Genomic DNA, 23,759 nt, shown 5'->3' with positions numbered 1-23,759 from the left:
CAATATGGCTATTATAGAGAAGAGGATACACCTGTTCCCATCCCGAACACAGCAGTTAAGCTCTTCATCGCCGATGGTACTCGGACCGCAGGGTCCCGGGAGAGTAGGACGTAGCCAATTGATTAACCACAGAATATGATTTCTGTGGTTTTTTAATGCAAAAAAATAAAAGATATTGATATAGCATGGCATACGTAATATAATGTATAAAACTTATGTACAGAAAGGCTAAAGGGGGGACTGCAATGTACTATAAAAAAATAGAGGGAAAGCTATGCTATCTATCACCCATTAATCAGGACGATTATGAGCTTTATACGAGGTGGCTTAATGATTTGGATATCAGCATAGGCCTAATGACAGCATCAAAAATAATAACACCTGAAAAAGAAAGAGAGATATTAGCCCATCTTCAAAATACAGAATATAACTTTGCGATAGTAGATAGGCAAAGACATACTTTGGTTGGAAATATAGGGATATTAAATATAGATACTCTAAATAGATGTGCTGAAATAGGAGTTTTCATTGGGAAAAAAGAAGATCAAAGCAAAGGCTATGGACAAGAATCTCTAAATTTGATTCTGGATTTTGGATTTAATATATTAAATTTTCACAATATGTATTTAAAGGTATACGATTATAATAAAATTGCTATATCATGCTATGAAAAAGTGGGATTTAAAGAAGCAGGCAGACTTAGAGAAACTAAAATAATAGCCGGTCAGAAATTCGATACTATATATATGGATATGCTAGCTAGTGAGTTTAAATCACCTGTTATAGCAGATATAGTAAAAAAGAAGAACCAAGTTAAAAAATAAATATTCAATTATTATGATAAAAATCTTGATGGTTATGGTATATAACTATTGAGGTTTTTTTACTTATCCACAAATTTTATATTTTAGTCCACACATTCTATAAAAGCTATGGACAACACTATATATTGTGGTAGAATGTTTTATAGATAAAATAATTAACCATATATTGTGCTTTGCAAACGAAACTGGAGGCGATAGCTTGAAAGTAGAAAAAAGAGATGGAAGAATTGTAGAATTTGACAAGATAAAGATAAAAAATGCTATAGAAAAAGCAATGAGTGAAACTATTGAAGGTATAGATGAGGCTTTGAGCTTAATGATTTCTAATGGTATAGCAGAGGATTTTGAGCAAAGAAGAGTACCTGTTAGAGTAGACGAAATTCAAGATATGGTAGAAATTATGCTTATGGAAAGTCCTAGAAAAGATGTAGCTAAGAGCTACATTATATATAGAAGTGAGCAAGATAAGACTAGACCTAAAAAGCAAAAAGTAGAGCATCCTCTAATCACAGACGAATTTATTAGTCCATATAAGCATAAGCCATCACCTATGGGAGAACTTGGAAACTTTGTATTTTATAGAACCTATTCTAGATATTTAAAAGATATAAGTAGAAGAGAATACTGGTGGGAGACTGTAAGAAGAGCTGTTGAATATAACACAGGGATTGTTAAGACTTCAGCTGAAGAGGCTCAAAAGCTCTTTGATAATATTTTTAATCTTAGACAATTTTTATCAGGACGTACATTCTGGATAGGAAACACAGAGGTTTCAAAATATTATCCTATGGCAAACTATAATTGTGCATTTGAAATTATAGATTCTCTAGAGTCTTTTAAGGATTTGTTCTATTTATTAATGATAGGAGCAGGAGTAGGGGTTAGAGTATTAAAGGATGATGTGAAAAGCATTCCAAAAATCAGAACTGATTATAAGCTGATTCACAAAGATTATACTCCTATTGAGCCAAATGACAGAATGGAAAATACGAGTCTTAAGTTCGTGTCTGAAGACGAAGTAGAAATAATAGTAGGTGACTCAAAAGAAGGCTGGGTACAATCATTAGAGTTTTTCTTTAATTTATTGAGTGGACACGATTACAGAAAAGTAAAAACTATAATTATGGATTACTCTAATGTAAGAAAGAAAGGCGAAATGCTAAGAACCTTTGGTGGAACAGCATCTGGGCATGACAGTTTGAAGCAGATGTTTATTAAGATTGATAAAGTAATTCATAAAAAAGCTATTTCTCTTAATCATAAAAGAGTTAACCTAGAGCCTATTGACTGCTTGGATATAGCCAATATTATCGGCGAAAATGTCGTAGTCGGTGGAGTAAGAAGAACAGCGGAAATGGTTATAATTGATCAAGATGATAAAACTTGCATAGATGCGAAATCAAAGTTATATATTCAGCAAGATGGACAGTGGACTATAGACCAAAGTATTTCACACAGACAAATGAGCAATAATTCTATTTATTATACAAAGAAGCCATCTAGAGAACAACTAAGATGGCAGCTTGAGAAAATGAGATACAGTGGAGAACCAGGGTTCATAAATGCAGAGGCAGCAATTAAAAGACGTCCTAATATGAATGGTGTAAATCCGTGCGGAGAGATATTGCTTGATACAAAAGGACTTTGCAATCTAACAACAATAAATGCTTTTGCTTTTGTAAAGGAAGATAACACCTTGGATTTAGAGGGGTTATTACAGGCACAACGACTTTCTGCTAGAGCAGGCTACAGAATGACTTTACTAGAACTTGAACTGCCAAAATGGGATATGGTACAGCAAAGAGATAAGCTTATTGGATGCTCCTTAACTGGATGGCAAGACATGGTTAATGCGCTTGCTATGACTAAGGACGAGGAAAGAGAGCTTTTAAGCAAGCTTAGAGATGAAGCTCATAAAGCAGCAAATGATTATGCTAAGGAGCTAGGACAAACTGCTCCAATACTGATGACTACAGTGAAGCCAGAAGGGACCTTATCTCAGCTTCCTACAGTTTCAAGTGGAGTTCATTACTCTCATTCGCCATTTTTTATTAGAAGAGTTAGAATTTCATCATCGGACCCGCTATTAAAAGTGTGTGAAGAGCTAGGCTACCCAGTTCATCCTGAGGTAGGTCAAGACCCAGCTAATCCAGCAACCAAGGTTGTTGAGTTCCCAGTTAAATCTCCTATGGGTAAGACTAAGTATGATATTTCAGCAATAGAGCAGCTTGAAAATTACAAGCTGTTTATGGAAAGCTATGTAGACCATAATTGTTCTATTACAGTTCATGTAAGAGATGAAGAATGGGAAGCTGTAGAGCAGTGGGTATGGGATAATTGGGATGAGGTAGTTGCAATTTCTTTCTTACCTTTAGATGATAGTTTTTATGAGCTTCTTCCTTATGAATCCATTGATGAGGAAGAATATAATAGAAGAAAATCTATAATGAAACCATTTGTGCCTTCTCTTATATCAAAATATGAAAATGAAGAAAAAGAATATGAGCTTTCAAATGATGGCTGTGACAATGGAATTTGCCCAATTAGATAGAAAACAAGAAAAAAATTATTTAATTTAAAAATACTTCTTTTATAAATGATTGGATATGTTAGAATATATTGGGTAAACTAAATAGTAGAAAAAAACTATTTATGATAATTTGAAGTTCATAAAAAATATTAGGAGGTATATATGGATAAGAAGCATGAACACACTCATATGCACGGAACTGTAGAACATACTCATGATCACGATCATGACAAGGAGCATGGACACGATACTCATGACCATGGTCACCATCATCATGAAGGATGCTGCGGAAATCATGGTCATGCAGATCATGAATGCTGCGGACATCATCACCACGATGAAGACGAAGAGCCTATAACTCTAGATTTAATTTTAGACGATGGCCAAGAAGTGAAATGCGAAGTAGTTGGAATTTTTGAAGTTGAAGGAAAAGAATATATAGCACTTCTTCCTTTTGATGACGACAGAGTGTTACTTTACACTTATGAAGAAGACGGAGAAGAATTAAATCTTGAAAACATCGAAAATGATGAGGAATTTAAAAAGGTTTCTGAAACTTTCTGGGAAATTTTCGGAGACGAAGATTTTGAGAAAGTAGACGAAGAGTAAGAGCAGTTTAAAATCAAAAACACCAAGGATATTTATTATATCTGAGGTGTTTTTTTATTGCTTCTAAAACAAGACTTTTAGAAGCAATGACAAGCTCTGTCTGCATTTTAGGAAGAAAATTTTACTTGTTCAAGAAAAATATGAAGAAAATTTAACACTTTGATATTGAAGCTATACTAAGCTCTTTATGTGTATTTTATAGACGGACAAAAATAAAACAATTGGAAAAGAAAATGAGTCTTATTTAATTGTAGTTAAAATAATTTATAGGTAAATAGTCTCTAAATATTTATATAATTTAGAATTCTCTATAAAAAACTGTTCTAGGTATAAAAACAATTATTTATATAATTCAAAATTTTTACATAAGATTATAATTAAATGTAAAATATGTTTATATTGACACTCTCATCAGGTTTTAGTAATATGAAAGAAATAATTTTTATATGTAAAAAATTCTAAATATTCGAAAAGGGGGAGTAAATTTGAAAAGTTTTAAGATTAAGTCTTTAATGGCCTTGGCTTTAGCAGGTATGCTAGTGCTAAGTGGATGTGGCGGAGGACAAGAGGCTGCTGCACCAGAACAAGCTGCTGAAAAAGCAGATTTAACAACACAAACAGTGGATATCCACAAAGCAGAGGATCCTTCAAAGAATCCACAGCAAGCTCTAGACAGAAAAGATACTATAGTAGTAGGTATGACGGAGTTTAGTGGCAAGTTTATGGAGCAGTTCCGTCAATCAAGCTACGATATGTATGTAAATCAAATGATATTTGAGCAGCTAGTTGAGGTTGATGATGAAGGTAAACCAGTAGATGAAGGTATTGCTACTTGGACAGTGGAAAACGATAACAAGTACATATTCAAGCTAAAAGATGGCATCAAGTTCTCTGATGGAACAGATGTTAAAGCAGAAGATGTTGAGTTTTCATATCTTCTTTTAGCAGATCCTAATTACGATGGCGACTCAGATATGAGTAAATACGGCTTTGTTGGATTTGATGATTATAAAAACGGTTCAGCGACATCTATTGAAGGTATCAAGGTTATAGATGATAAGACGATAGAATTTACTTTAGAAGAACCAAATGCTGAAGTAATTTACTTCTTTACAGGCGGAATAGTACCAAAAGCTTATTATGGTGCAAACTACACTAAGGGAGACCTTTCTAGTGTAAAAGCTCTTTTAACTAAGCCAATGGGATCTGGTCCTTATAAAATGGTAGAGTATAAAGAAGGACAATCTGTAACATTTACAGCTAACGAGCATTACTGGAAGGGACAGCCAGCAGTTAAAAATGTAATTTTTACAGTTACAGCTAAATCAACTGCAATGCAATCATTCTTAGGCGGACAGACAGATATTGAAATGATGGATGTTAGTATAGAAAACGTAGAGCAGTTAAAAGCTGCAGGCTTCGTGGATCTTCATCGTTTCCCTACAAATGGATATGGATATTTAGGAATGAACAACGCTCTTCCTAAATTTTCAGATAAGAGAGTAAGACAAGCACTTGCTTATGCTCTTAATAGAAAAGATGTAGTTGAAGCAATTTATGGACCTTTTGGTAATGTACTTAATGTACCTCAGTCAAGAGTTGCATGGTCTTACTCTGAAGAAGGTATCAATGAATACGGATATGACATGGAAAAAGCGGCTGCACTTTTAGATGAAGCTGGCTGGACTATGGGAGATGATGGTTTTAGATATAAAGATGGAGAAAAGTTTGAAATCTTCTTTACAGGAATGGCAGACCACCCAGTACTTGATATCATGCTTCCTGTTATGATTGAGTCATACAAGCAGCTTGGAATAGACTTAAAGGTTGAATATGTCGACTTCCCGACATTAACTGAGAAAACAAACAACTTCTCAGCTGAAATGTGGTTTATGGCTTGGGGCTTAACTCCAGACCCAGGAGATTCTTCAAACGTATATAGAACAGGTGGACCTCAAAATAAATATAACTATGCTAATCCTAAAGTAGATGAATTATTTATTCAAGGTTCAAAGGAAACTGATTTTGAAAAGAGAAAGGCAATTTATGCAGAAATCTACAAAGTATTAAATGATGAATTACCATGCATTATAGTATATCAAAGAAGTGACATGTGGGCAGCAAACTCAAGACTTGAAGGCTTCCATGTTACACCATATAAAGAGTTCACTAAAGATCTTTGGAAAGTAACAATCAAAGAATAGTGAAATAAGCAACTTAATAAAATGACCAGATGAATTTAGGCAAGGCCCAGTCTATAATGGCTGGGTCTTTTATTAAAAGGAGGCTTATAGTTAATGAGGCAGTACATAACACGAAGGGTGTTACAGATGATTCCGATTTTACTTGGATTATCGATAATTATATTTGGTTTGTTTGCACTAGCTCCAGGAGATTTTATAGATGCAAACTTAAGTAAAAACCTATCAGCTGAAAAGGTTGCAGAGCTAAAGGCTTTATATGGATTTGACCAGCCGCTACACATTAGATATTTTAGATGGGCTGGAGATGCTCTAAGAGGTAATTTAGGAGATTCACTTCAATTTTCTAAGCCAGTTACATCAGTAATTAACGATTATGTTTGGAATTCATTTATTTTATCGGCATTTTCATATTTATTATCTATTATATTAGCAGTACCAATAGGCATCATCTCAGCTACTAAGCAGTACTCGAAATTCGATATGGGAGCTACTGTTGTTGCTCTTATAGGAATATCTATGCCAGCATTCTTTTTAGGATTACTTATGATTAAAATTTTCGCAATAGATTTACATATACTTCCTGTTTCTGGTATGAGAACCGCAGGACTTAATGCTACAGGATTCGCAGCTATGGCAGATGTGGGCAAGCACCTTATACTGCCAACACTAGTACTAGCTTTTTCAGGGGTTGGGTCTCTTATGAGATACACTAGAACCTCTATGCTTGAAGTAATAAAGCAAGATTATATTAGAACGGCAAGAGCAAAAGGTTTATCCGAAAAGACTGTTATTTACAGACATGCTCTTAGAAATGCGCTTATTCCAATTGTTACTATACTAGGATTAATGCTTCCGGGCCTCTTTGGAGGAGCAATGATCACTGAGCAGATTTTCGCATTCCCAGGGATAGGGAAAATTGCGCTTGGAGCTCTTAGCAAAAGAGATTATCCTCTTATGATGGGCTTCAATATGTTCATGGCGGTACTAGTTCTACTTGGAAATCTACTATCTGACATTTTGTATGCAGCAGTAGATCCTAGAGTAAGATTGAAATAAGGGAGGGCTTAGGATAAATGGAGGCAGTTAACAAAAAAGTGAAAATTAGCTCCAATGAGACTATAGAATCTCCTTGGAGGATGACATATAGAAGACTTAAGAAAAATAAACTATCTATGGTTGGATTTGTTATATTACTAGGCATGTTTATATTTTCTTTTATAGGACCGTTTCTTTCACCTCACGATATGATTACAACAAATGTACTTAATGCAAATAAACCACCTAGCTCTCAGTTTTGGCTTGGAACTGATTCTGTAGGTAGAGATGTGCTTCTTAGACTTATGCTAGGAGGAAGAATATCTCTTTTAGTTGGACTTGTGTCTGTAGCTATTTCGGTATTTATAGGGACTCTAGTTGGAGGACTTTCTGGATTTTACGGTGGCTGGATAGATAATGTACTTATGAGAATAGCAGATATTTTCATGGCAGTTCCTACTATGCCTATACTTGTAATACTTGCTGCTGTTATGAGTGATTTAAAGGTACTTCCGGAAAGAAGAATATTTGTAGTAATGTTCATCTTAGGTATTCTTAGCTGGGCAGGGCTTTCAAGACTTGTAAGAGGTCAGATTCTTACTCTTAGAGAGCAGGAGTTTATGCAAGCAGCAGAAGCACTAGGCTTAAAAGATAGCAGAAAGATATTTAAGCATCTTATACCAAACGTAGTTCCAACTATCATAGTTAATGCTACTCTAGGAATAGGTAGCTCAATACTTATGGAATCAGCGCTTTCTTTCTTGGGACTTGGAGTTGTACCACCTATTCCATCTTGGGGAAATATGATTCAAGCGGTTAATAATTTTTATAATTTCCAAAACAGACCTTGGCTTTGGATTCCGCCGGGAGTATGTATATTCTTAACAGTTATGGCTATTAACTTGTTCGGCGACGGACTAAGAGATGCCTTAGACCCAAAATTGAAGCGATAGGAGGAAGACGAGTAGATGGCAAAAACATTGGTTGAATTTAAAGATGTGCATACCTATTTTTATACTGAAGCCGGAACAGTAAAGGCTGTTAACGGAGTGAGTTATAAGATTAAAGAAGGAGAAACTGTGTGCGTAGTTGGAGAGTCTGGATGTGGTAAGTCTGTTACTGCACTTTCTCTTATGAGACTAATAGCAGCTCCTCAAGGGGAAATAGTAAAAGGAAATATTAGTTTTGATGGAAAAGATATAACCTCGCTTTCTGAAGAAGAGATGATGAGCATTAGAGGAAATGATATCTCAATGATTTTTCAGGAGCCAATGACTTCTCTTAATCCTGTTTTTACAGTAGGAAACCAGATTATGGAGTCTATTATGCTTCATCAAAAATTAGATAAAAAACAAGCTAGAGATAAAGCAATTGAGATGGTAAAACTTGTAGGTATCCCTAGAGCAGAAGCTATAGTTGATTCATATCCTCATGAATTATCTGGAGGAATGAGACAAAGAATTATGATAGCTATGGCGCTTTCGTGTAATCCGAAGCTACTTATAGCTGATGAGCCTACTACTGCTCTTGATGTTACGATTCAAGCTCAGATACTAGATTTGATGAGAGATATAAAGCAAAAAACCCAGACATCTATTATGCTGATTACTCATGACCTTGGTGTTGTTGCTGAGATGGCAGACTACGTGGTAGTAATGTATGCTGGAAAGGTAATAGAAGAAGGACCAGTAAATGATATATTTAAGAATCCTCTTCATCCATACACTAGAGGCCTGCTTAAATCAAAGCCTGTAATAAATCAGGAAACTGATAGACTTTATTCTATTCCTGGTCAAGTGCCTAACCCAATAGGAATGAAAGATAGCTGCTACTTCCATGAAAGATGTGAGCACTGCATGGAAATCTGCAAGACTCAAATTCCTACCATTAAATATTATGATGAGCAACACAAAATTAGCTGCTTTTTATATGATGGGGAGGGAAAATAAGTGTCAGAAATAATTTTAAGTGTAAGAGATTTAAAGAAATATTTTCCTATCAAAGCTGGGGTTCTTCAAAAAACTGTGGGACATGTTAAGGCAGTAGATGGAGTGAGTTTTGATATAGTAAAAGGAGAGACTCTAGGTATAGTGGGAGAGTCAGGTTGTGGAAAGTCAACAACTGGAAGAGCTATTATCAGACTGTTTGAAAAAACAGGAGGAGATGTATATTTTAACGGTAAAGAAGTTCATAGCTTAAACCATAAAGAGCTAAGAGCTATAAGACCTAAAATGCAGATGATATTCCAAGATCCATACAGTTCACTTAATCCAAGAATGACTGTAGGACAAATAGTTGGAGAGGCTCTATTAGATCATGGAATAATTACTGATAAAGTAGAGCTTAGAAAAAAAGTTATGAAAACTATTGAAGAATGTGGACTAGCATCATATCATATAGATAGATATCCTCATGAGTTTTCTGGAGGACAGCGCCAAAGAATAGGTATTGCTAGAGCTCTAGCACTTGACCCTGATTTTATAATAGCAGATGAGCCAGTATCTGCACTGGATGTTTCTATACAGGCTCAGATTATTAACCTTCTTATGGATTTGCAAAAAGAGCGTGGATTTACTTATTTATTTATTTCGCATGACCTTTCTGTAGTAGAGCATATTTCTACGAGAGTAGGAGTTATGTATTTAGGCTCTATGGTAGAGCTTGCAAATAAAAAAGATATGTACAAAAATCCACTTCATCCATATACACAGGCACTTTTATCAGCTGCTCCAGTGCCAGATCCAACTGCAGAAAGAAAGCGTATTATACTTACTGGAGATATTCCTTCTCCTGCAAACCCACCATCTGGATGTAAGTTTCATACACGCTGCCCATATGCTATGCCTATATGCAAGACAGATATACCAGAATTTAAGGATAGAGGAAATAAGCACTTTGTTGCTTGTCACTTACTTGATAAAAATAATTAATATAAAATAGGAGAAATATCAGATGATTTTTAAGAAAAAAGAACAAGACCAGCAAGCTAACAGAATAAGAGATGACATATCGAAGGATTTTCCAGAGAAGATAACAATGAAAGACTTTATTGCACTTTGCATGGCTCAATATTCGGTACTGATTCCACTTGGTCTTTTGATTCTTTTAGGATATTTCATCATAGTGCTTTTTATAACCAAAGTATGGTTTTAAAAGAAAAGTCAGCTAATTTTAGCTGGCTTTTTGCTTGCCTAAAAATAATAAGCTATAACCTGCCTTATATTTTGAATTTATGTATGAGATTAATATATAATAGACATATAGTTTTTGATAAAAGCGTACTTTTGAGGTAAGCTTAAATTTAGAAGGACTTTATAAGTAGAGATATAAGAAATTTTGGGAGGATATTATGATAAGTGCTATAGTGGTAGCTGCAGGAAAAGGAACTAGGATGAATGCAGAGATTAACAAGCAATTTATAGATTTGGAAGGAAAGGCAATTGTCCTTAGAACTATAGAAAAACTTGTAAAGGATTACTTAATCGATGAAGTAGTAGTAGTGATAGTAAAAGAAGAGGAAGCCATCTATAATGAAAAAGTTAAGCCCTATATAGTGACAGATAAAAAAGTTAAGCTAGCTTATGGAGGAAAGGAACGTATTGATTCAGTTAAAAATGGGCTTGCTTTAGTGGATGAATCTTCAGAAATAGTGATAATTCACGATGGAGTAAGGCCGTTTTTTTCAAGTCAGGATATAAAAGCTGTAATAGAGGGAGCGGCGCAGTTTGATGGATGCATCATAGGCGTGCCAGTCAAGGATACTATAAAGGTAGTCGATAAAAATGGATTTGTTTTTGATACTCCAGATAGAGCTTCGCTTTTTGCAGTGCATACCCCTCAGGCATTCAAGAAAAAGGCTCTTATAGATGCATATAAAAATTATGAAACAAGCTCTACCTACAATCTGCCTACAGATGATGCATCTCTTGTAGAGCACAACAAGGGGAGAATTAAAACTGTAATAGGCTCTTATGACAATATAAAAATTACTACAAAAGAGGACCTAGTATTTGCAAAGGCTATACTTCATAAATATAAGGAGGAAGAATAGATGAGAATAGGAATAGGTTATGATGTTCATAAGCTAGTTGAAAATAGAAAGCTAATAATAGGAGGAGTGACTATACCTCATGAAAAAGGACTAGATGGACACTCTGATGCAGATGTACTTGTCCATGCAATCATGGATAGCTTGCTTGGAGCTCTTGCTATGGGAGATATAGGAAAGTTTTTTCCAGATACAGATATGAAATATAAGGATGTAGACAGTATGCTTCTTTTAAAGGAAGTGGCTTCTTTTATAGATGAAAAAGGCTATAAAATTGGTAATATTGACAGTGTTATTATTGCTCAGCAGCCTAAGATGGCTCCTTTTATAGATTCAATGAGAGTAAGAATAGCGCAGGTTCTGGAAATAGATGTCGAGCAGGTAGGGGTAAAAGCTACTACTACTGAGCATTTGGGTTTTGAGGGTAGAAAAGAAGGAATTAGCTCATCGTCTGTGGCAATACTTTTTAAAAAATGATATAATTAAAGGCTATGAGTGAGATATAATATAGTTATAACGTAGCGTTTATCTAAGCTTAGATAATTACGCTTAAGAAAGTATAAAAGGATTTTATAAGGAGGATGAATATGAGCGTTAGAGTAAGATTTGCACCATCACCTACAGGCTTTGTACATATAGGAAGCCTTAGAACAGCTCTATACAATTTTTTGTATGCAAGAAAAATGCAGGGAAATTATGTACTTAGAGTAGAAGACACGGACAGAACTAGATTGGTTGAAGGGGCAGTAGAAGGAATGCTTTCTGCTATGAACTGGGCAGGAGTAAACCACGATGAAGGTGTTATGCTTTCAGATGACAATAAAGTAGTTCAAAATGGAGACTGTGGGCCATATATTCAGTCAGAGCGCCTAGACATATATAAGGAGCACATTAAGACATTGATCGATAAGGGAGATGCTTATTACTGTTTCTGTAGCAGAAGTAGACTTGACCGTATCAGAGAGCAGCAAAAAAATGAAGGTCTAGACCCTAAGTACGATGGACATTGTAGAGAGCTATCTCAAGAGGAAATCCAAGATAAGCTTGACAAGGGAGAAGATTATGTAATTCGTATGAAGCTTCCTGAAAATAAAAGTATTACATTTAATGACATAGTAAGAGGAAAGGTTTCTATTCATACCTCTGATATGGATGACCAAGTTCTGATAAAGGCTGATGGATTTCCAACTTATCATTTTGCAGTAGTTGTGGATGACCATATGATGGATATCACTCACGTTATAAGAGGGGAAGAGTGGCTTACATCTACACCAAAACACGTACTTTTATATCAGATGTTCGGATGGAAGGCGCCTACTTTTGTACATCTTCCAAATATTCTAAATGCAGATAGAAAGAAGCTATCTAAAAGACAAGGCGATGTAGCTGTAGAGGATTTTAGAAATAAAGGCTATCTTCCAGAAGCTCTAGTAAACTATATAGCTCTTGTGGGCTGGTCTCCTGAAGATAACAAAGAAATATTCTCTATGCCAGAGCTTATAGAAGCTTTTTCACTAGAAAGAGTATCTAAAAGCGGAGGAGTATTTGACACAGCTAAACTGAACTGGGTTAATAGCCATTATATCAAAGAAGCTGACACTCAAAGACTAGTTGATTTGGCTTCGAAATTTGTAATAAAAGAAAAGCTGATGAGTGAGCAGGAAGTTAAAGCTAATAATGAGTGGCTTTTACTTGCTATGGATACTGTAAAAGATAGACTTGATTACCTTGCACAGTTTCCAGAAGAAATTAAAAGCTTTTTGAATTCTGCTATGCCAGAGCTTGAAGATGAGGCTAGAGAATTTATGAAGCTAGAGCATATGATGGAGCTAGCTGATGAGCTTGAAGCAAAAATAACAGCAGCTGATACGATAACACCAGATTTTGTTTCAGCTATGTTTAAGGAAATTCAAAAGGAAAAAGGTATAAAAGGCAAGAACCTATTTATGGGAACAAGGGTTATAATCACTGGACAAAATCATGGACCAGACATCCCTATGGTACTTAGCTTACTTGGCAAGGAGAAAGCACTTTCTCGTATAGAGCAAGCTAAGGCTCACATTCGGGGGTTATAATGTTTGAACTTGGAAAAATAGAGCTAATAAAAGCAGTAATCCACGTGCTAGATGCAAATTTTGAAACTCCCATTTGTTCTTCTTTTGAAGTAGATGCTGATGATAGTACGACTATAGGTTTTATAGAGCATGCACTAGGCAGTATACTAGATTCTAAAAATATGCAGTGGAGCAATTTTGTAGAGGATAGCTCACCAAAACGTATATTTGAAGCACTTTCTGGCGATATGAACTTATTTATGGATGCCACTAAGGATTTATCTTATGAGTTATTTAAACTTATAAAAGATAATCCAGATATAAGCTCAGGAGATATGGTATTTGCGCTTTTTCAGATGGATGAAGCCTACTATCTAGCTGGTATGAAGTACAATTACAAAACCATGCTTACAAGAAAAATAGAAGCAATAAGAGACGGCCAGAGCATAAGCATAATAAAAGACGCTTCGCTTTTTGCAAGCAATAGACATAAGGCTGATGAAGGCTTTATAGTTCATCTTATGCATATGGATATAGCATTATTAGATAAGAAATATGAAATAAATGGAGAAAAAGAGTTCTATTTAAAAGAACATTTCTTAAAGTGCAAAAGCAATTTCTCTGAAAAAGAAAAGCTAGATATCTTCAGTAAAGTCACAAAGAATATAGAGAATAAGTATATTGGAGATGACTTGGAGAAAAAAGCTAAGATTAAAAAGGCTGTTGTTGATGCTGTAGTTGAAGATGGAATTTTAAGTGTAGAAAAAGCATTAGAAACAGCTTTTGAAGAAACAGATGAAATCAAAGCCATATATAAAGAAGCTCTTAGTAAGGCAGGCATCGAAAATGAGCAAATAGAAGTTTCTGAAACTGCACTTAAGAGAAAATTTGAAATTCAAAAGATAATAACTGAAAGTGGAATAGAAGTGAAGATTCCAGTAAATTACTATGGAGACCCTTCAAAGCTTGAATTTGTAGCAAATGGAGACGGGACTGTTTCTCTAGTGATTAAAAATATAGGGAATATACAAAGTTAGTAAAGATTAGATTGACAAAATCATACCAAATAATATATTATTTAAATCATAGTAATCCTACTGGAATACTATGATTTTCTTTTTATAGAAATAATGTTATCTAAATTTGGGTATAAAATAAAAGGTATGAACACATGTCTTAAGCTATAAATATAGCATTTTAGTATATTTGCTGTATTTTATAATTACATGTATAAGTGAAAAAATTATCTCAGGAGGAAAAATTATGATTTATGAAAATATCATGCAGACAATAGGAAAAACCCCAATAGTTAAGCTTGCAAATTTAACAGATGAGAATATGGCAGAGCTTTATGTAAAGCTGGAATTTTTTAATCCAGGAGGTTCAGTAAAAGATAGAGCTGCATTAAATATGATAGAAAACATGGAAAAAGAGGGTAAGCTTAAGCTTGGAGATATTATTGTAGAGCCAACAAGTGGAAATACTGGAATAGGAATAGCGATGGTAGGCGCAGCAAAGGGCTACAAAGTAATTTTATGTATGCCAGAGACTATGAGTATAGAAAGAAGAAAAATCTTAAAAGCCTATGGCGCTGAGCTGGTTTTAACTGAAGGAGCTAAAGGCATGAAAGGTGCTATAGCAAAAGCTGAAGAGATGGCACAAGAAGATGGCTATGTAATCCTAAGACAGTTTGACAATAGCTATAACGTAGATGCTCACTATAAAAACACAGCTAAGGAAATAATCAGTGACCTACCTGATTTAGATGCTCTAGTTGTAGGAGTAGGAACAGGAGGAACACTTACTGGAGTAGCTAAAGCACTTAAAGAAAGCTCTATAAATGCAGAAATTGTTGCTGTAGAGCCAGTGGAATCAGCAGTTTTATCTGGAAATGCTCCAGGGCCTCATAAGCTTCAAGGGATAGGTGCAGGATTTGTACCTAGTATTTTAGATACTGAGTATATAAGCAAGATAGAACAAATTCAAACGCAGGAAGCTTTTGATGCATCTAGACTTATGGCTTCAAAAGAAGGAATCCTCCTTGGAATTTCAGGAGGAGCAGCATTAGAGGCTGCGATTAGAACAGCTAAACGTCTTGGAAAAGGGAAAAAAGTGCTGTTTGTTGCTCCTGATAACGGAGAAAGATATCTAAGCACAGCTTTATATGGAGATGAATAAATAAATCTAGTAGGCTAATTTATAGGCCGAAGATAAAATAGGAGAGTATTTATGCGAGAGGTGTTAAGCTTGAGAGAAAAACAAAAATTAACCTTTATGGAAAAAATTAAAGAGACTATAGAAGTAGCTAGAGAAAAAGATCCTGCTGCAAAAGGTGCAATTAATATCTTAGTTAACACCCCTGGCATTCATGCGATTATGTTTCACAGAGTTGCTCACAGCCTATATAATAGAAAGCATTTTTTTACAGCTAGACTCATATCTCAAATCAGCAGATTTTTAACTGGAATTGAGATTCATCCAGGGGCTCAGATAGGAAGAAGGTTTTTTATAGACCATGGTATGGGCATAGTTATAGGCGAAACTGCTGAAATAGGTGATGATGTAATGCTTTTCCATCAGGTTACACTCGGGGGAACTGGAAAAGATAAAGGAAAAAGACATCCAACCGTAGAAAATAATGTTATAATATCAGCAGGAGTAAAGGTGCTTGGACCTATAGTGATAGGTGAAAACTCGAAAATAGGAGCCAATGCAGTAGTACTGCATGATATACCTAAGAATGCTACAGCAGTTGGAATCCCAGCGAAGGTAGTTAGGCTCAATGGAGAAAAGGTCGAGCACTAAATTTTGATTTGGGGAGGGAACATTTTGAAGATTTACAATACACTTACTAGACAAAAGGAAACATTTATCCCTTTAGAAGAAAACAAGATTAAGATGTATGTATGCGGACCTACAGTGTATAACTTCTTCCATATAGGAAATGCAAGACCATTTATGATTTTTGATGCATTTAGAAATTATATGGAGTATAGAGGCTACGAAGTAACTTATGTGCAAAACTTTACTGATGTAGATGACAAGATCATCAAAAGAGCGAATGAAGAAGGAATATCGCCAATTGAAGTGGCTGAAAAATACATCGCAGAATATTTTAAAGATGCAGATGCTCTAGGTATAAAAAGAGCAACAGTTCATCCAAGAGTAACAGAAAACATTGAAAACATAATAACCTTTATAGAAGATTTGATTTCTAAAGGCTTTGCGTATGAATTAAATGGAGATGTGTATTTTAACAGTCAAGCATATAAAGAGTATGGAAAGCTATCTAAACAGAATTTAGAGGAGCTTAACTTAGGAGCTAGAATTGATGTAAATGATGAAAAGAAGCATCCTATAGATTTTGCTCTTTGGAAGGCTAAAAAAGAGGGCGAAATAGGCTGGCAATCTCCTTGGGGAGAAGGCAGACCAGGATGGCATATTGAGTGCTCAGTAATGAGTGCGAGATACCTTGGAGATACAATTGATATTCATGCAGGTGGACAGGATCTTATTTTCCCACACCATGAAAATGAAATAGCTCAAAGTGAAGCTAGGTCTGGCAAGCAGTTTGCTAGATATTGGATGCATAATGGATATATAAATGTAGATAATCAAAAAATGAGCAAGTCACTTGGAAATTTCTTTACTGTAAGAGATATTCTTTCTGAGTTTTCAGGACAGGTTATAAGATTTTTCTTATTATCAGCTCATTATAGAAACCCAGTGAATTTTAGCAAGGAACTGATACTTCAAGCGAAGGCTGGAATGGAAAGACTTGCAAATTCAAAGGAAAGACTTGTATTTACTATATCGCATGCGAAGGGGCAGATGAACGAATCTGAGCTTGAGCTTGTGAGTGCGCTTGAAAATCACAGAGACAGATTTATTGAAGCTATGGATGACGATATAAATACTGCTGATGCCATAAGTATAATTTTTGAACTGGCAAGATTTTCAAATACAAATGTAACTGAGAATTCTTCACTTGAGTGGGCTGAAAAAAATCTTAGTTTATTTAATGAGCTTACGGGTGTACTAAATATTATAAAAGCTGAAGATACAGATTCAAATGACAATGAACAGATTGAAAAGCTAATTAAGGATAGAGTAGAGGCTAAGAAAAACAAAGATTTTGCACTGGCAGATGCTATAAGAGATGAGCTAAAATCTATGGGCATAGAAATAGAAGATACAAGGCAGGGCACAAAGTGGAAGAAAATAAATTAGTAAATAAAGTAGGAATTTTATCTTTAGCTTTTATGGGCGATGCAGCTTACGAAGATAGGGTAAGATCTCATGTTATAAGAAAGTGCCCTACGCTGAAGGTCAATGAGCTTCACAAGGAAGCTGTGAAATATGTAAAGGCTTCAGCTCAGGCTTATGCGGTTTTAGAACTTATGAAGCAAGAGCAGCTAAGTGAAGATGAGGTGAGCGTAGTAAAGCGAGGCAGAAACCACGCTAGCAACGCACCTAAGAATGCAAATGTAGCTGAATATAAATATGCTACTGGATTTGAGGCGCTGTTAGGGTATCTTTATTTTTCCAGCTTAACTGATAGAATGGAAGAAATAATAGATAAAAGCATAGAATTAATAAATAACTGCTTGACAAGTAAATAGAATGTATAATAAGATATTAAATAACTTTATACACTGCTTTGATAGGAGCTAGTAAAAATTATGATGCTAACTAGAGAGTGAAGTCCACCGGCTGAAAGACTTCTTAGCTATATTAATTTTGAACCTGACCTTGAGCATTTAGCAAAAAACTAAACGGTAGGAGCGTTATATCCTGTTGAGTGAGTGTGTGCAGTTCATTGCATGCATTAATTAGAGTGGTACCGCGAGCCATCGTCTCTATATATTTAGAGATGATGGCTTTTTTAGTTCATAAAAACATATTAATATTAAAAATCAGCAATCTAAAATAGATATGCTTATTATTTTAAGGAGGAAGATTATCAATGGCAAAAAAGGACCAAGAATTTGTAAAAGATATTACCAACATGGATGAAGACTTTCCACAGTGGTATACTGATGTAATCACTAAAACAGACTTAGTTGATTATTCACCTGTAAAAGGCTTTATGGTAATCAAGCCCTATGGATATGCTATTTGGGAAAATATCCAGGCATTTTTGGATAGAAGATTTAAAGAAACAGGACATCAGAACTGTTATTTCCCTCTTCTAATACCAGAAAGTCTACTTAATAAAGAAAAAGAGCACGTTGAGGGCTTTGCTCCAGAGGTTGCATGGGTAACTCATGGAGGCAGTGAAAAGCTAGCAGAAAGACTTTGCGTTAGACCTACATCTGAAACTATAATTTGTTCTATGTATTCAAAATGGCTTACTTCATATAGAGAGCTTCCTTATCTATACAACCAGTGGTGTTCAGTTGTAAGATGGGAAAAATCAACTAGACCATTTTTAAGAACATCTGAGTTTTTATGGCAAGAGGGACATACTCTTCATGAAACAGCTGAAGAGGCGCAAGCTGAAACACTTCAAATGCTTGCTATATATAAAGAGATGGCTGAGGATTTACTAGCTATTCCAGTAGTAGATGGAAGAAAATCAGATAGAGAAAGATTTGCTGGAGCTGCAGCTACTTACACTATAGAAGCTTTGATGCACGATGGAAAAGCACTTCAGTCAGGAACTTCTCACAATCTAGCACAGCATTTCACTAAAGCTTTTGATATCACTTTCCAAGGAAGAACAGGTGAGCTTGAGTATCCTCATCACACTTCTTGGGGGGCTTCTACAAGACTTATAGGTGGAATCATAATGGTTCATGGAGACAACAGAGGCTTAGTACTTCCTCCAAGAGTAGCACCTACTCAAGTTGTTATTATCCCTATAGCTCAAAACAAAGAAGGGGTACTAGATAAAGCTTATGAAATCAAAAAAGAATTAGAAGCAAAAGGCATAAGAGTTACTTTAGACGATGATACTAACTACAGCCCAGGCTGGAAATTCAACCAGTATGAAATGAAGGGTGTACCTCTAAGATTAGAAATAGGACCTAGAGATATTGAAAATAATGTAGCTATGATAGCTAGAAGAGATACACTTTCTAAAGATTCTTACAGCCTTGACAATATAGGAGATACAGTGAAAAATCTTCTAGATACAGTGCACACTGATATGCTTGAAAGAGCTAGAGCTCATAGAGACAGTAAAACATTTACATTCAAGGATTATGAGGAGTTCAAGAGAAAAATGATTGAAACTCCAGGTTTTGCAAAAGGAATGTGGTGCGGAGAAGAAGAGTGTGAGGCTAAGATTAAAGAAGATACAGGAGTAACAATTCGTTGTATTCCTTTCGTTCAAGAAAATCTTGGAGAGACTTGTCAGTTCTGCGGAAAGCCAGCTAAGCATATGGTATATCTAGCAAAAGCTTACTAAAATTTTATAATTAATATTAAATTTAAGGACACTAATTGATGCACGTAAATGCTTCGATTAGTGTCCTTTAGCTTGTATAATTTCTTCCTTTTTGGTATTCTACAGGTAGAGATATAGCCATATTTTAAAAAATATTGAACTATAAAGGAGAATGGACATGGATGCAAAACAAGCAGTAATTGCTAAATTAGATGAATTAAAAATCAATTACACTCTTATAGAACACGATCCAGTATATACAATAGAAGAAATGGAAAAAATCGATATCGAAAACATCGACTACATTGTAAAAAATCTCTTCTTAAGAGATGCTAAAGGCAGACAGCATTACCTAGTAGTAGCAGATAAGGACCAAAAAATTGATTTGAAAACCCTTCAAGATAAAATAGGCTCTACAAAGCTCAGCTTTGCTTCAGAAGATAGATTGCAAAAGTATTTAAAGCTAACTAAGGGAGCAGTATCACCGTTTGGAGTTTTAAACGATGAAAATGCAGAAGTTGAAGTAATTTTTGATAAAAATCTTGTAGGAAGAAGCTGTGTAGCAGTTCACCCAAATGACAACAGCGCTACAGTTGTACTTTCGTATGAGGACCTTGAAAAAATAGTCAAGGCAAATGGCAATACTTTTAAGGCAATTGAGCTGTAATTATAAATGATATTAAAAAGGATGGCGTTAATTAATGTTTTTTAACCAAACTAAACGTCTTAAAGTCAAGGATATAATGTCAAAGGATTTTATAGTGTTTGACTCAGACATATCTCTTAGAAGGTGCGTAGAGCATATAGCTCTTAATAATCTCAAAGAGGTAATAGTAAGACACCATGAAAAACTCACAGGCTATATAAAATTTGACGATATAATAAAAATTTCATTAAGTCAGAGCTTTCCAGAAAAAAAACTATTCGATATCAGGGCTAATAAGCCCTTTTATCTTAATGTAGAAGATACAGTGCTCATGGCAAAGGACATAATGAGGGAAAATCAAGTAGATAGAGTATTTATTTTAGATGATGAAAAGCTAGTAGGGGTACTTAGAACTCAAGATATAGTGTATAAGCTATATCCTAAAATTCAAGCCAATGAAGATTTGTATGAGCTATTATGGGATAACGTTCATGAAGGCATATGCATAATAGATAATAAAGGAACGGTTTGTATTTGGGGAAGAGGATCAGAAAAGCTTTACGGAATAAAAAAATCAGAAATTATTGGTAAAAAGCTTGAGGAATTTTTCCCTACGGCTTTGTTATTAGATGTGCTAAAAAGCAAAGAGCCAGTGGAAAACATCATCCACAGCCCTAGAAAAAATACTTATGTAAATATAAGTGCTCTTCCGCTTATTAAAAATGGAAAACTAATTGGCGTAGTATCTACAGAGAGAGATGTGTCAGAGATTACAAACCTATCTAGAGAGCTCGAGTTCACTAAGGAGAAGTTAGACTATCTTCAAGTAGAAGTTAGAAAGATGAACGAAGATAAATTTTCCTTTGGCAATATAGTTGGGAAAAGTAAAATAATGACTCATACTATAGATAGAGCCTATCAGGTTGCATCGACGACCAGTAGTGTTCTTATAAGCGGCGAAAGTGGTACTGGTAAAGAAGTATTTGCAAGGGCTATACATCAGTCTAGTGGTAGAGAAGGAGCTTTTGTAGCTATAAATTGTAGTGCTATACCTGAGAGCCTTTTTGAAAGTGAGATGTTCGGCTATGAAAGTGGTGCATTTACGGGTGCACTTAGCAAAGGGAAAATAGGAAAAATTGAGATAGCAAATGGAGGGACGCTTTTCCTTGATGAAATAGGTGACATGCCTCTTCATATGCAGGCGAAGCTTCTTAGAGTTCTTCAAGAAAGACAGCTTATGAGAGTAGGGGGAGATAAAAGTATATCCCTTGATGTAAGAGTGATTTCCGCTACTCATAGAAATTTAGAAGATATGGTAAAGGCGGGCACTTTTAGAGAGGACCTTTATTATAGATTGAATGTTGTAAATATAAAGCTTCCTAGTTTAAGTGACAGGATAGAAGACGTTCCACTTTTTGTTAAGCTTTTTATTGAAGAGTTTTGTAGAGAAAATCATATGAAGGTTCCCGATATTTCTCCTGAAATATTAAATATGCTCATGAACTACAGCTGGCCAGGAAATATAAGAGAGCTTAAAAATATGGTAGAGCATTTAGTTGTTTTTTCTAAAAATAATGAGATTCAAATAGATACTCTTCCTGAATATATAAATAACAAGGACGATAAAACCATAAACATAAAAAATGAAAAGAGCTTAACAGACCTTATAAGAAAAACTGAAATAAAAGCAATTCATGATGCAATGAAAGAGTGTGGAAATAACAAGCAACAAGCAGCTAAGCTGCTGGATATTCCTAGAAGCACTCTCTACTATAAAATCAAATTTTATGACTTAAATCAGTACCTGTAGCTGTGTGTCAAAAAATTGACACGTGTCAGAAAGTTGACACAAACTACTCTAATGCATTGATTTTAAGTTCGTTACGTTTTAATTTTAACAAAACCTCTAAACTAGTGTCAGAAAACTGACATTAACTCAGAGGTTTTATTTTTGAGATAAGCAATTATTATAATCGCAATAAACAAAATTTATAGCTAAAATTAGGGATTTAAGAGCAATTAAAATAAAAAAATATCAATTTTTTATTTTTTGGCACGGTACTTGCTTTGTTTATTAACAAACAAAGTTGAAGGAGGTGAAATGATGGATATTGTTTTACTTTTAAAACAACATGTAGGCGCACCATGCCAAAGTATAGTTGAGGCGGGTCAAAAAGTTCAAAAAGGAGAATTGATTGCTAAGCCAAATGGTTTAGGAGCAAATCTTCACTCAAGCGTTTACGGTGTTGTAAAAGCTGTAAATGAAACTGCAATCATTATTGAAGCAGATGAGAACCAACCAGATGAATTCGTAAAGATTAAAGATACAAATACCCACATTGAAGCTATCCAGGAAGCTGGAATAGTTGGCTCAGGAGGGGCAGGCTTTCCTACTCACGTAAAGCTTAATGTAAACCTTGAAGGTGGATATGTTATTGCCAACGGAGCAGAGTGTGAACCTGTACTAGGTCACAATATAAAGCTGATGGAAGAAGATCCTCAGGTTATAATAAGAGGTCTTAAATACGTAAAAGAAATCACAAATGCATCTAAGGCATACATAGCGATGAAAGCAAAGCACAAAAAAGCTCTAAGAATTCTTAAAACAGCTTGCGAGCTTGAGCCTGATATAGAAGTTAAGATTCTTCCAGATATGTATCCTGCTGGAGATGAAAGAGCTATAGTAAGAGATATCTTAGGAATTCTTCTAGAGCCAGGACAGCTACCAAAGGCTGCAAATGCTGTAATTCAAAATGTAGAGACATTAAAGCATATTGTAAATGCAATTGAGCTTAGAAAGCCTTATATCACAAAAGATATAACAGTTGCTGGAAGAGTAATGGATGCTACTGATGGAAAAGTATTTATGGACGTGCCTGTAGGTGAGAGTGTAAAAAAATATATAGACCTTTGTGGTGGATATATGAATCCTCACGGTGAAATTGTTATGGGAGGACCTTTTACTGGAAGACATGTAGAAGAAGATGCTCCGATAACAAAAACAACAGGTGGAATTTTAGTAGCTATGCCTTTTGTACATGACGAGAGAAAAGTTGGTCTGCTGGCTTGCGAATGCGGAGCTCAAGAAGACAGACTAAGAGAAATCGCCAAAGAAATGGGTGCAGAGGTTGTAGCTGTAGAGAAATGTAAGAGAATGGTAGAGGTAGATGGAAGATACCGCTGCGATAACCCAGGAATATGTCCTGGTCAAGCTGAAAAAGTAATCAGCATGAAGAAAAAAGGTATACAAATTCTTTTGACAGGTACTTGCGGAGACTGAACGAATACCGTTATGGGAGTAGCTCCTAGGTTAGGAGTTCCAACATATCATAGTACAGACCATGTACTTAGAGCAGCAGGACAAAGACTTGTTAGAAGAACTGATAAATAAAAAAATTATAATTTAGATAAGGAGGAA

At 35.2% G+C, this 23,759-nt stretch carries 21 protein-coding genes and 1 rRNA gene; all 22 read left to right on the top strand.

The window, feature by feature from the left end; all coding sequences use genetic code 11:
- Positions 1-3: 3 nt before the first annotated feature.
- A 5S ribosomal RNA gene (rrf, locus tag B5X47_RS12630) occupies positions 4-120 on the top strand.
- Positions 121-245: 125 nt separating this feature from the next.
- Positions 246-824 carry a GNAT family N-acetyltransferase gene (locus B5X47_RS12625; protein WP_079590563.1) on the top strand — a complete coding sequence of 193 codons (579 nt, stop codon included), beginning with the start codon at positions 246-248 and terminating at the stop codon, positions 822-824.
- Between the two features lie 199 nt (positions 825-1,023).
- Complete coding sequence (gene nrdJ, locus B5X47_RS12620) at positions 1,024-3,375, top strand: ribonucleoside-triphosphate reductase, adenosylcobalamin-dependent (protein WP_079590562.1); 2,352 nt, start codon at positions 1,024-1,026, stop codon at positions 3,373-3,375.
- Positions 3,376-3,516: 141 nt separating this feature from the next.
- A complete protein-coding gene (locus B5X47_RS12615) occupies positions 3,517-3,963 on the top strand; it encodes a DUF1292 domain-containing protein (protein ID WP_242951056.1) in 447 nt (148 codons plus the stop codon).
- Positions 3,964-4,448: 485 nt separating this feature from the next.
- A complete protein-coding gene (locus B5X47_RS12610; protein WP_079590561.1) occupies positions 4,449-6,167 on the top strand; it encodes an ABC transporter substrate-binding protein in 1,719 nt (572 codons plus the stop codon).
- Between the two features lie 93 nt (positions 6,168-6,260).
- Positions 6,261-7,223 carry an ABC transporter permease gene (locus B5X47_RS12605; protein WP_041487210.1) on the top strand — a complete coding sequence of 321 codons (963 nt, stop codon included), beginning with the start codon at positions 6,261-6,263 and terminating at the stop codon, positions 7,221-7,223.
- Positions 7,224-7,240: 17 nt separating this feature from the next.
- Complete coding sequence (opp4C, locus tag B5X47_RS12600) at positions 7,241-8,155, top strand: oligopeptide ABC transporter permease (RefSeq protein WP_079590559.1); 915 nt, start codon at positions 7,241-7,243, stop codon at positions 8,153-8,155.
- 15 nt (positions 8,156-8,170) lie between these two features.
- Positions 8,171-9,151, top strand: a complete 981-nt coding sequence (locus B5X47_RS12595; protein ID WP_079590558.1) for an ABC transporter ATP-binding protein — start codon at positions 8,171-8,173, stop codon at positions 9,149-9,151.
- The gene (locus B5X47_RS12590) at positions 9,152-10,132 is read left to right on the top strand and encodes an ABC transporter ATP-binding protein (protein WP_013362458.1); all 981 of its coding nucleotides are present in this window, start codon (positions 9,152-9,154) and stop codon (positions 10,130-10,132) included.
- 22 nt (positions 10,133-10,154) lie between these two features.
- A complete protein-coding gene (locus B5X47_RS12585) occupies positions 10,155-10,355 on the top strand; it encodes a hypothetical protein (RefSeq protein ID WP_079590556.1) in 201 nt (66 codons plus the stop codon).
- Between the two features lie 196 nt (positions 10,356-10,551).
- Positions 10,552-11,253 (top strand): 2-C-methyl-D-erythritol 4-phosphate cytidylyltransferase, encoded by a 702-nt coding sequence (ispD, locus tag B5X47_RS12580; RefSeq protein ID WP_079590555.1) that lies wholly within the window; start codon positions 10,552-10,554, stop codon positions 11,251-11,253.
- The gene (gene ispF / locus B5X47_RS12575; RefSeq protein WP_079590554.1) at positions 11,254-11,727 is read left to right on the top strand and encodes a 2-C-methyl-D-erythritol 2,4-cyclodiphosphate synthase; all 474 of its coding nucleotides are present in this window, start codon (positions 11,254-11,256) and stop codon (positions 11,725-11,727) included. It begins immediately after the preceding gene.
- A 110-nt stretch (positions 11,728-11,837) separates the two neighbouring features.
- Positions 11,838-13,325, top strand: a complete 1,488-nt coding sequence (gene gltX / locus B5X47_RS12570) for a glutamate--tRNA ligase (protein ID WP_079590553.1) — start codon at positions 11,838-11,840, stop codon at positions 13,323-13,325.
- Positions 13,325-14,341, top strand: a complete 1,017-nt coding sequence (locus tag B5X47_RS12565; protein WP_079590552.1) for a nucleoid-associated protein — start codon at positions 13,325-13,327, stop codon at positions 14,339-14,341. Before gltX ends, B5X47_RS12565 begins: the two co-directional genes overlap by 1 nt.
- A 226-nt stretch (positions 14,342-14,567) precedes the next feature.
- Positions 14,568-15,482 (top strand): cysteine synthase A, encoded by a 915-nt coding sequence (cysK, locus tag B5X47_RS12560; protein ID WP_079590551.1) that lies wholly within the window; start codon positions 14,568-14,570, stop codon positions 15,480-15,482.
- A gap of 51 nt (positions 15,483-15,533) precedes the next feature.
- The gene (gene epsC / locus B5X47_RS12555) at positions 15,534-16,109 is read left to right on the top strand and encodes a serine O-acetyltransferase EpsC (protein ID WP_200805121.1); all 576 of its coding nucleotides are present in this window, start codon (positions 15,534-15,536) and stop codon (positions 16,107-16,109) included.
- A 24-nt stretch (positions 16,110-16,133) separates the two neighbouring features.
- A complete protein-coding gene (gene cysS / locus B5X47_RS12550) occupies positions 16,134-17,534 on the top strand; it encodes a cysteine--tRNA ligase (RefSeq protein ID WP_079590550.1) in 1,401 nt (466 codons plus the stop codon).
- A complete protein-coding gene (locus B5X47_RS12545; RefSeq protein WP_278278447.1) occupies positions 17,516-17,926 on the top strand; it encodes a Mini-ribonuclease 3 in 411 nt (136 codons plus the stop codon). Before cysS ends, B5X47_RS12545 begins: the two co-directional genes overlap by 19 nt.
- Positions 17,927-18,270: 344 nt before the next feature.
- Positions 18,271-19,716, top strand: a complete 1,446-nt coding sequence (proS, locus tag B5X47_RS12540; RefSeq protein WP_013362448.1) for a proline--tRNA ligase — start codon at positions 18,271-18,273, stop codon at positions 19,714-19,716.
- A 157-nt stretch (positions 19,717-19,873) separates the two neighbouring features.
- Positions 19,874-20,362 carry a prolyl-tRNA synthetase associated domain-containing protein gene (locus tag B5X47_RS12535; protein WP_079590549.1) on the top strand — a complete coding sequence of 163 codons (489 nt, stop codon included), beginning with the start codon at positions 19,874-19,876 and terminating at the stop codon, positions 20,360-20,362.
- A gap of 34 nt (positions 20,363-20,396) precedes the next feature.
- On the top strand, positions 20,397-22,151 hold the full coding sequence (gene prdR, locus B5X47_RS12530) for a sigma-54 dependent transcriptional regulator PrdR (protein WP_079590548.1): 1,755 nt from the start codon (positions 20,397-20,399) through the stop codon (positions 22,149-22,151).
- 294 nt (positions 22,152-22,445) lie between these two features.
- Positions 22,446-23,732, top strand: a complete 1,287-nt coding sequence (gene prdC, locus B5X47_RS12525) for a proline reductase-associated electron transfer protein PrdC (RefSeq protein WP_200805120.1) — start codon at positions 22,446-22,448, stop codon at positions 23,730-23,732.
- Positions 23,733-23,759: the final 27 nt, after the last annotated feature.

The organism is Acetoanaerobium noterae (assembly GCF_900168025.1).
Taxonomy (GTDB): Bacteria; Bacillota; Clostridia; order Peptostreptococcales; family Filifactoraceae; genus Acetoanaerobium; species Acetoanaerobium noterae.
Note: the sequence above shows the minus strand (reverse complement) of the source record. Positions and strands in the feature narration are given on the sequence as shown.

Bases quoted from the DNA above. Each gene is read 5' to 3' on its own strand.
- ispF (WP_079590554.1), top strand. From the start codon at position 11,254: ATGAGAATAGGAATAGGTTATGATGTTCATAAGCTAGTTGAAAATAGA.
- B5X47_RS12565 (WP_079590552.1), top strand. From the start codon at position 13,325: ATGTTTGAACTTGGAAAAATAGAGCTAATAAAAGCAGTAATCCACGTG.
- B5X47_RS12625 (WP_079590563.1), top strand. From the start codon at position 246: ATGTACTATAAAAAAATAGAGGGAAAGCTATGCTATCTATCACCCATT.
- epsC (WP_200805121.1), top strand. From the start codon at position 15,534: ATGCGAGAGGTGTTAAGCTTGAGAGAAAAACAAAAATTAACCTTTATG.
- proS (WP_013362448.1), top strand. From the start codon at position 18,271: ATGGCAAAAAAGGACCAAGAATTTGTAAAAGATATTACCAACATGGAT.
- cysK (WP_079590551.1), top strand. From the start codon at position 14,568: ATGATTTATGAAAATATCATGCAGACAATAGGAAAAACCCCAATAGTT.
- gltX (WP_079590553.1), top strand. From the start codon at position 11,838: ATGAGCGTTAGAGTAAGATTTGCACCATCACCTACAGGCTTTGTACAT.
- opp4C (WP_079590559.1), top strand. From the start codon at position 7,241: ATGGAGGCAGTTAACAAAAAAGTGAAAATTAGCTCCAATGAGACTATA.
- B5X47_RS12585 (WP_079590556.1), top strand. From the start codon at position 10,155: ATGATTTTTAAGAAAAAAGAACAAGACCAGCAAGCTAACAGAATAAGA.
- B5X47_RS12605 (WP_041487210.1), top strand. From the start codon at position 6,261: ATGAGGCAGTACATAACACGAAGGGTGTTACAGATGATTCCGATTTTA.
- ispD (WP_079590555.1), top strand. From the start codon at position 10,552: ATGATAAGTGCTATAGTGGTAGCTGCAGGAAAAGGAACTAGGATGAAT.
- B5X47_RS12595 (WP_079590558.1), top strand. From the start codon at position 8,171: ATGGCAAAAACATTGGTTGAATTTAAAGATGTGCATACCTATTTTTAT.
- B5X47_RS12535 (WP_079590549.1), top strand. From the start codon at position 19,874: ATGGATGCAAAACAAGCAGTAATTGCTAAATTAGATGAATTAAAAATC.
- prdR (WP_079590548.1), top strand. From the start codon at position 20,397: ATGTTTTTTAACCAAACTAAACGTCTTAAAGTCAAGGATATAATGTCA.
- B5X47_RS12615 (WP_242951056.1), top strand. From the start codon at position 3,517: ATGGATAAGAAGCATGAACACACTCATATGCACGGAACTGTAGAACAT.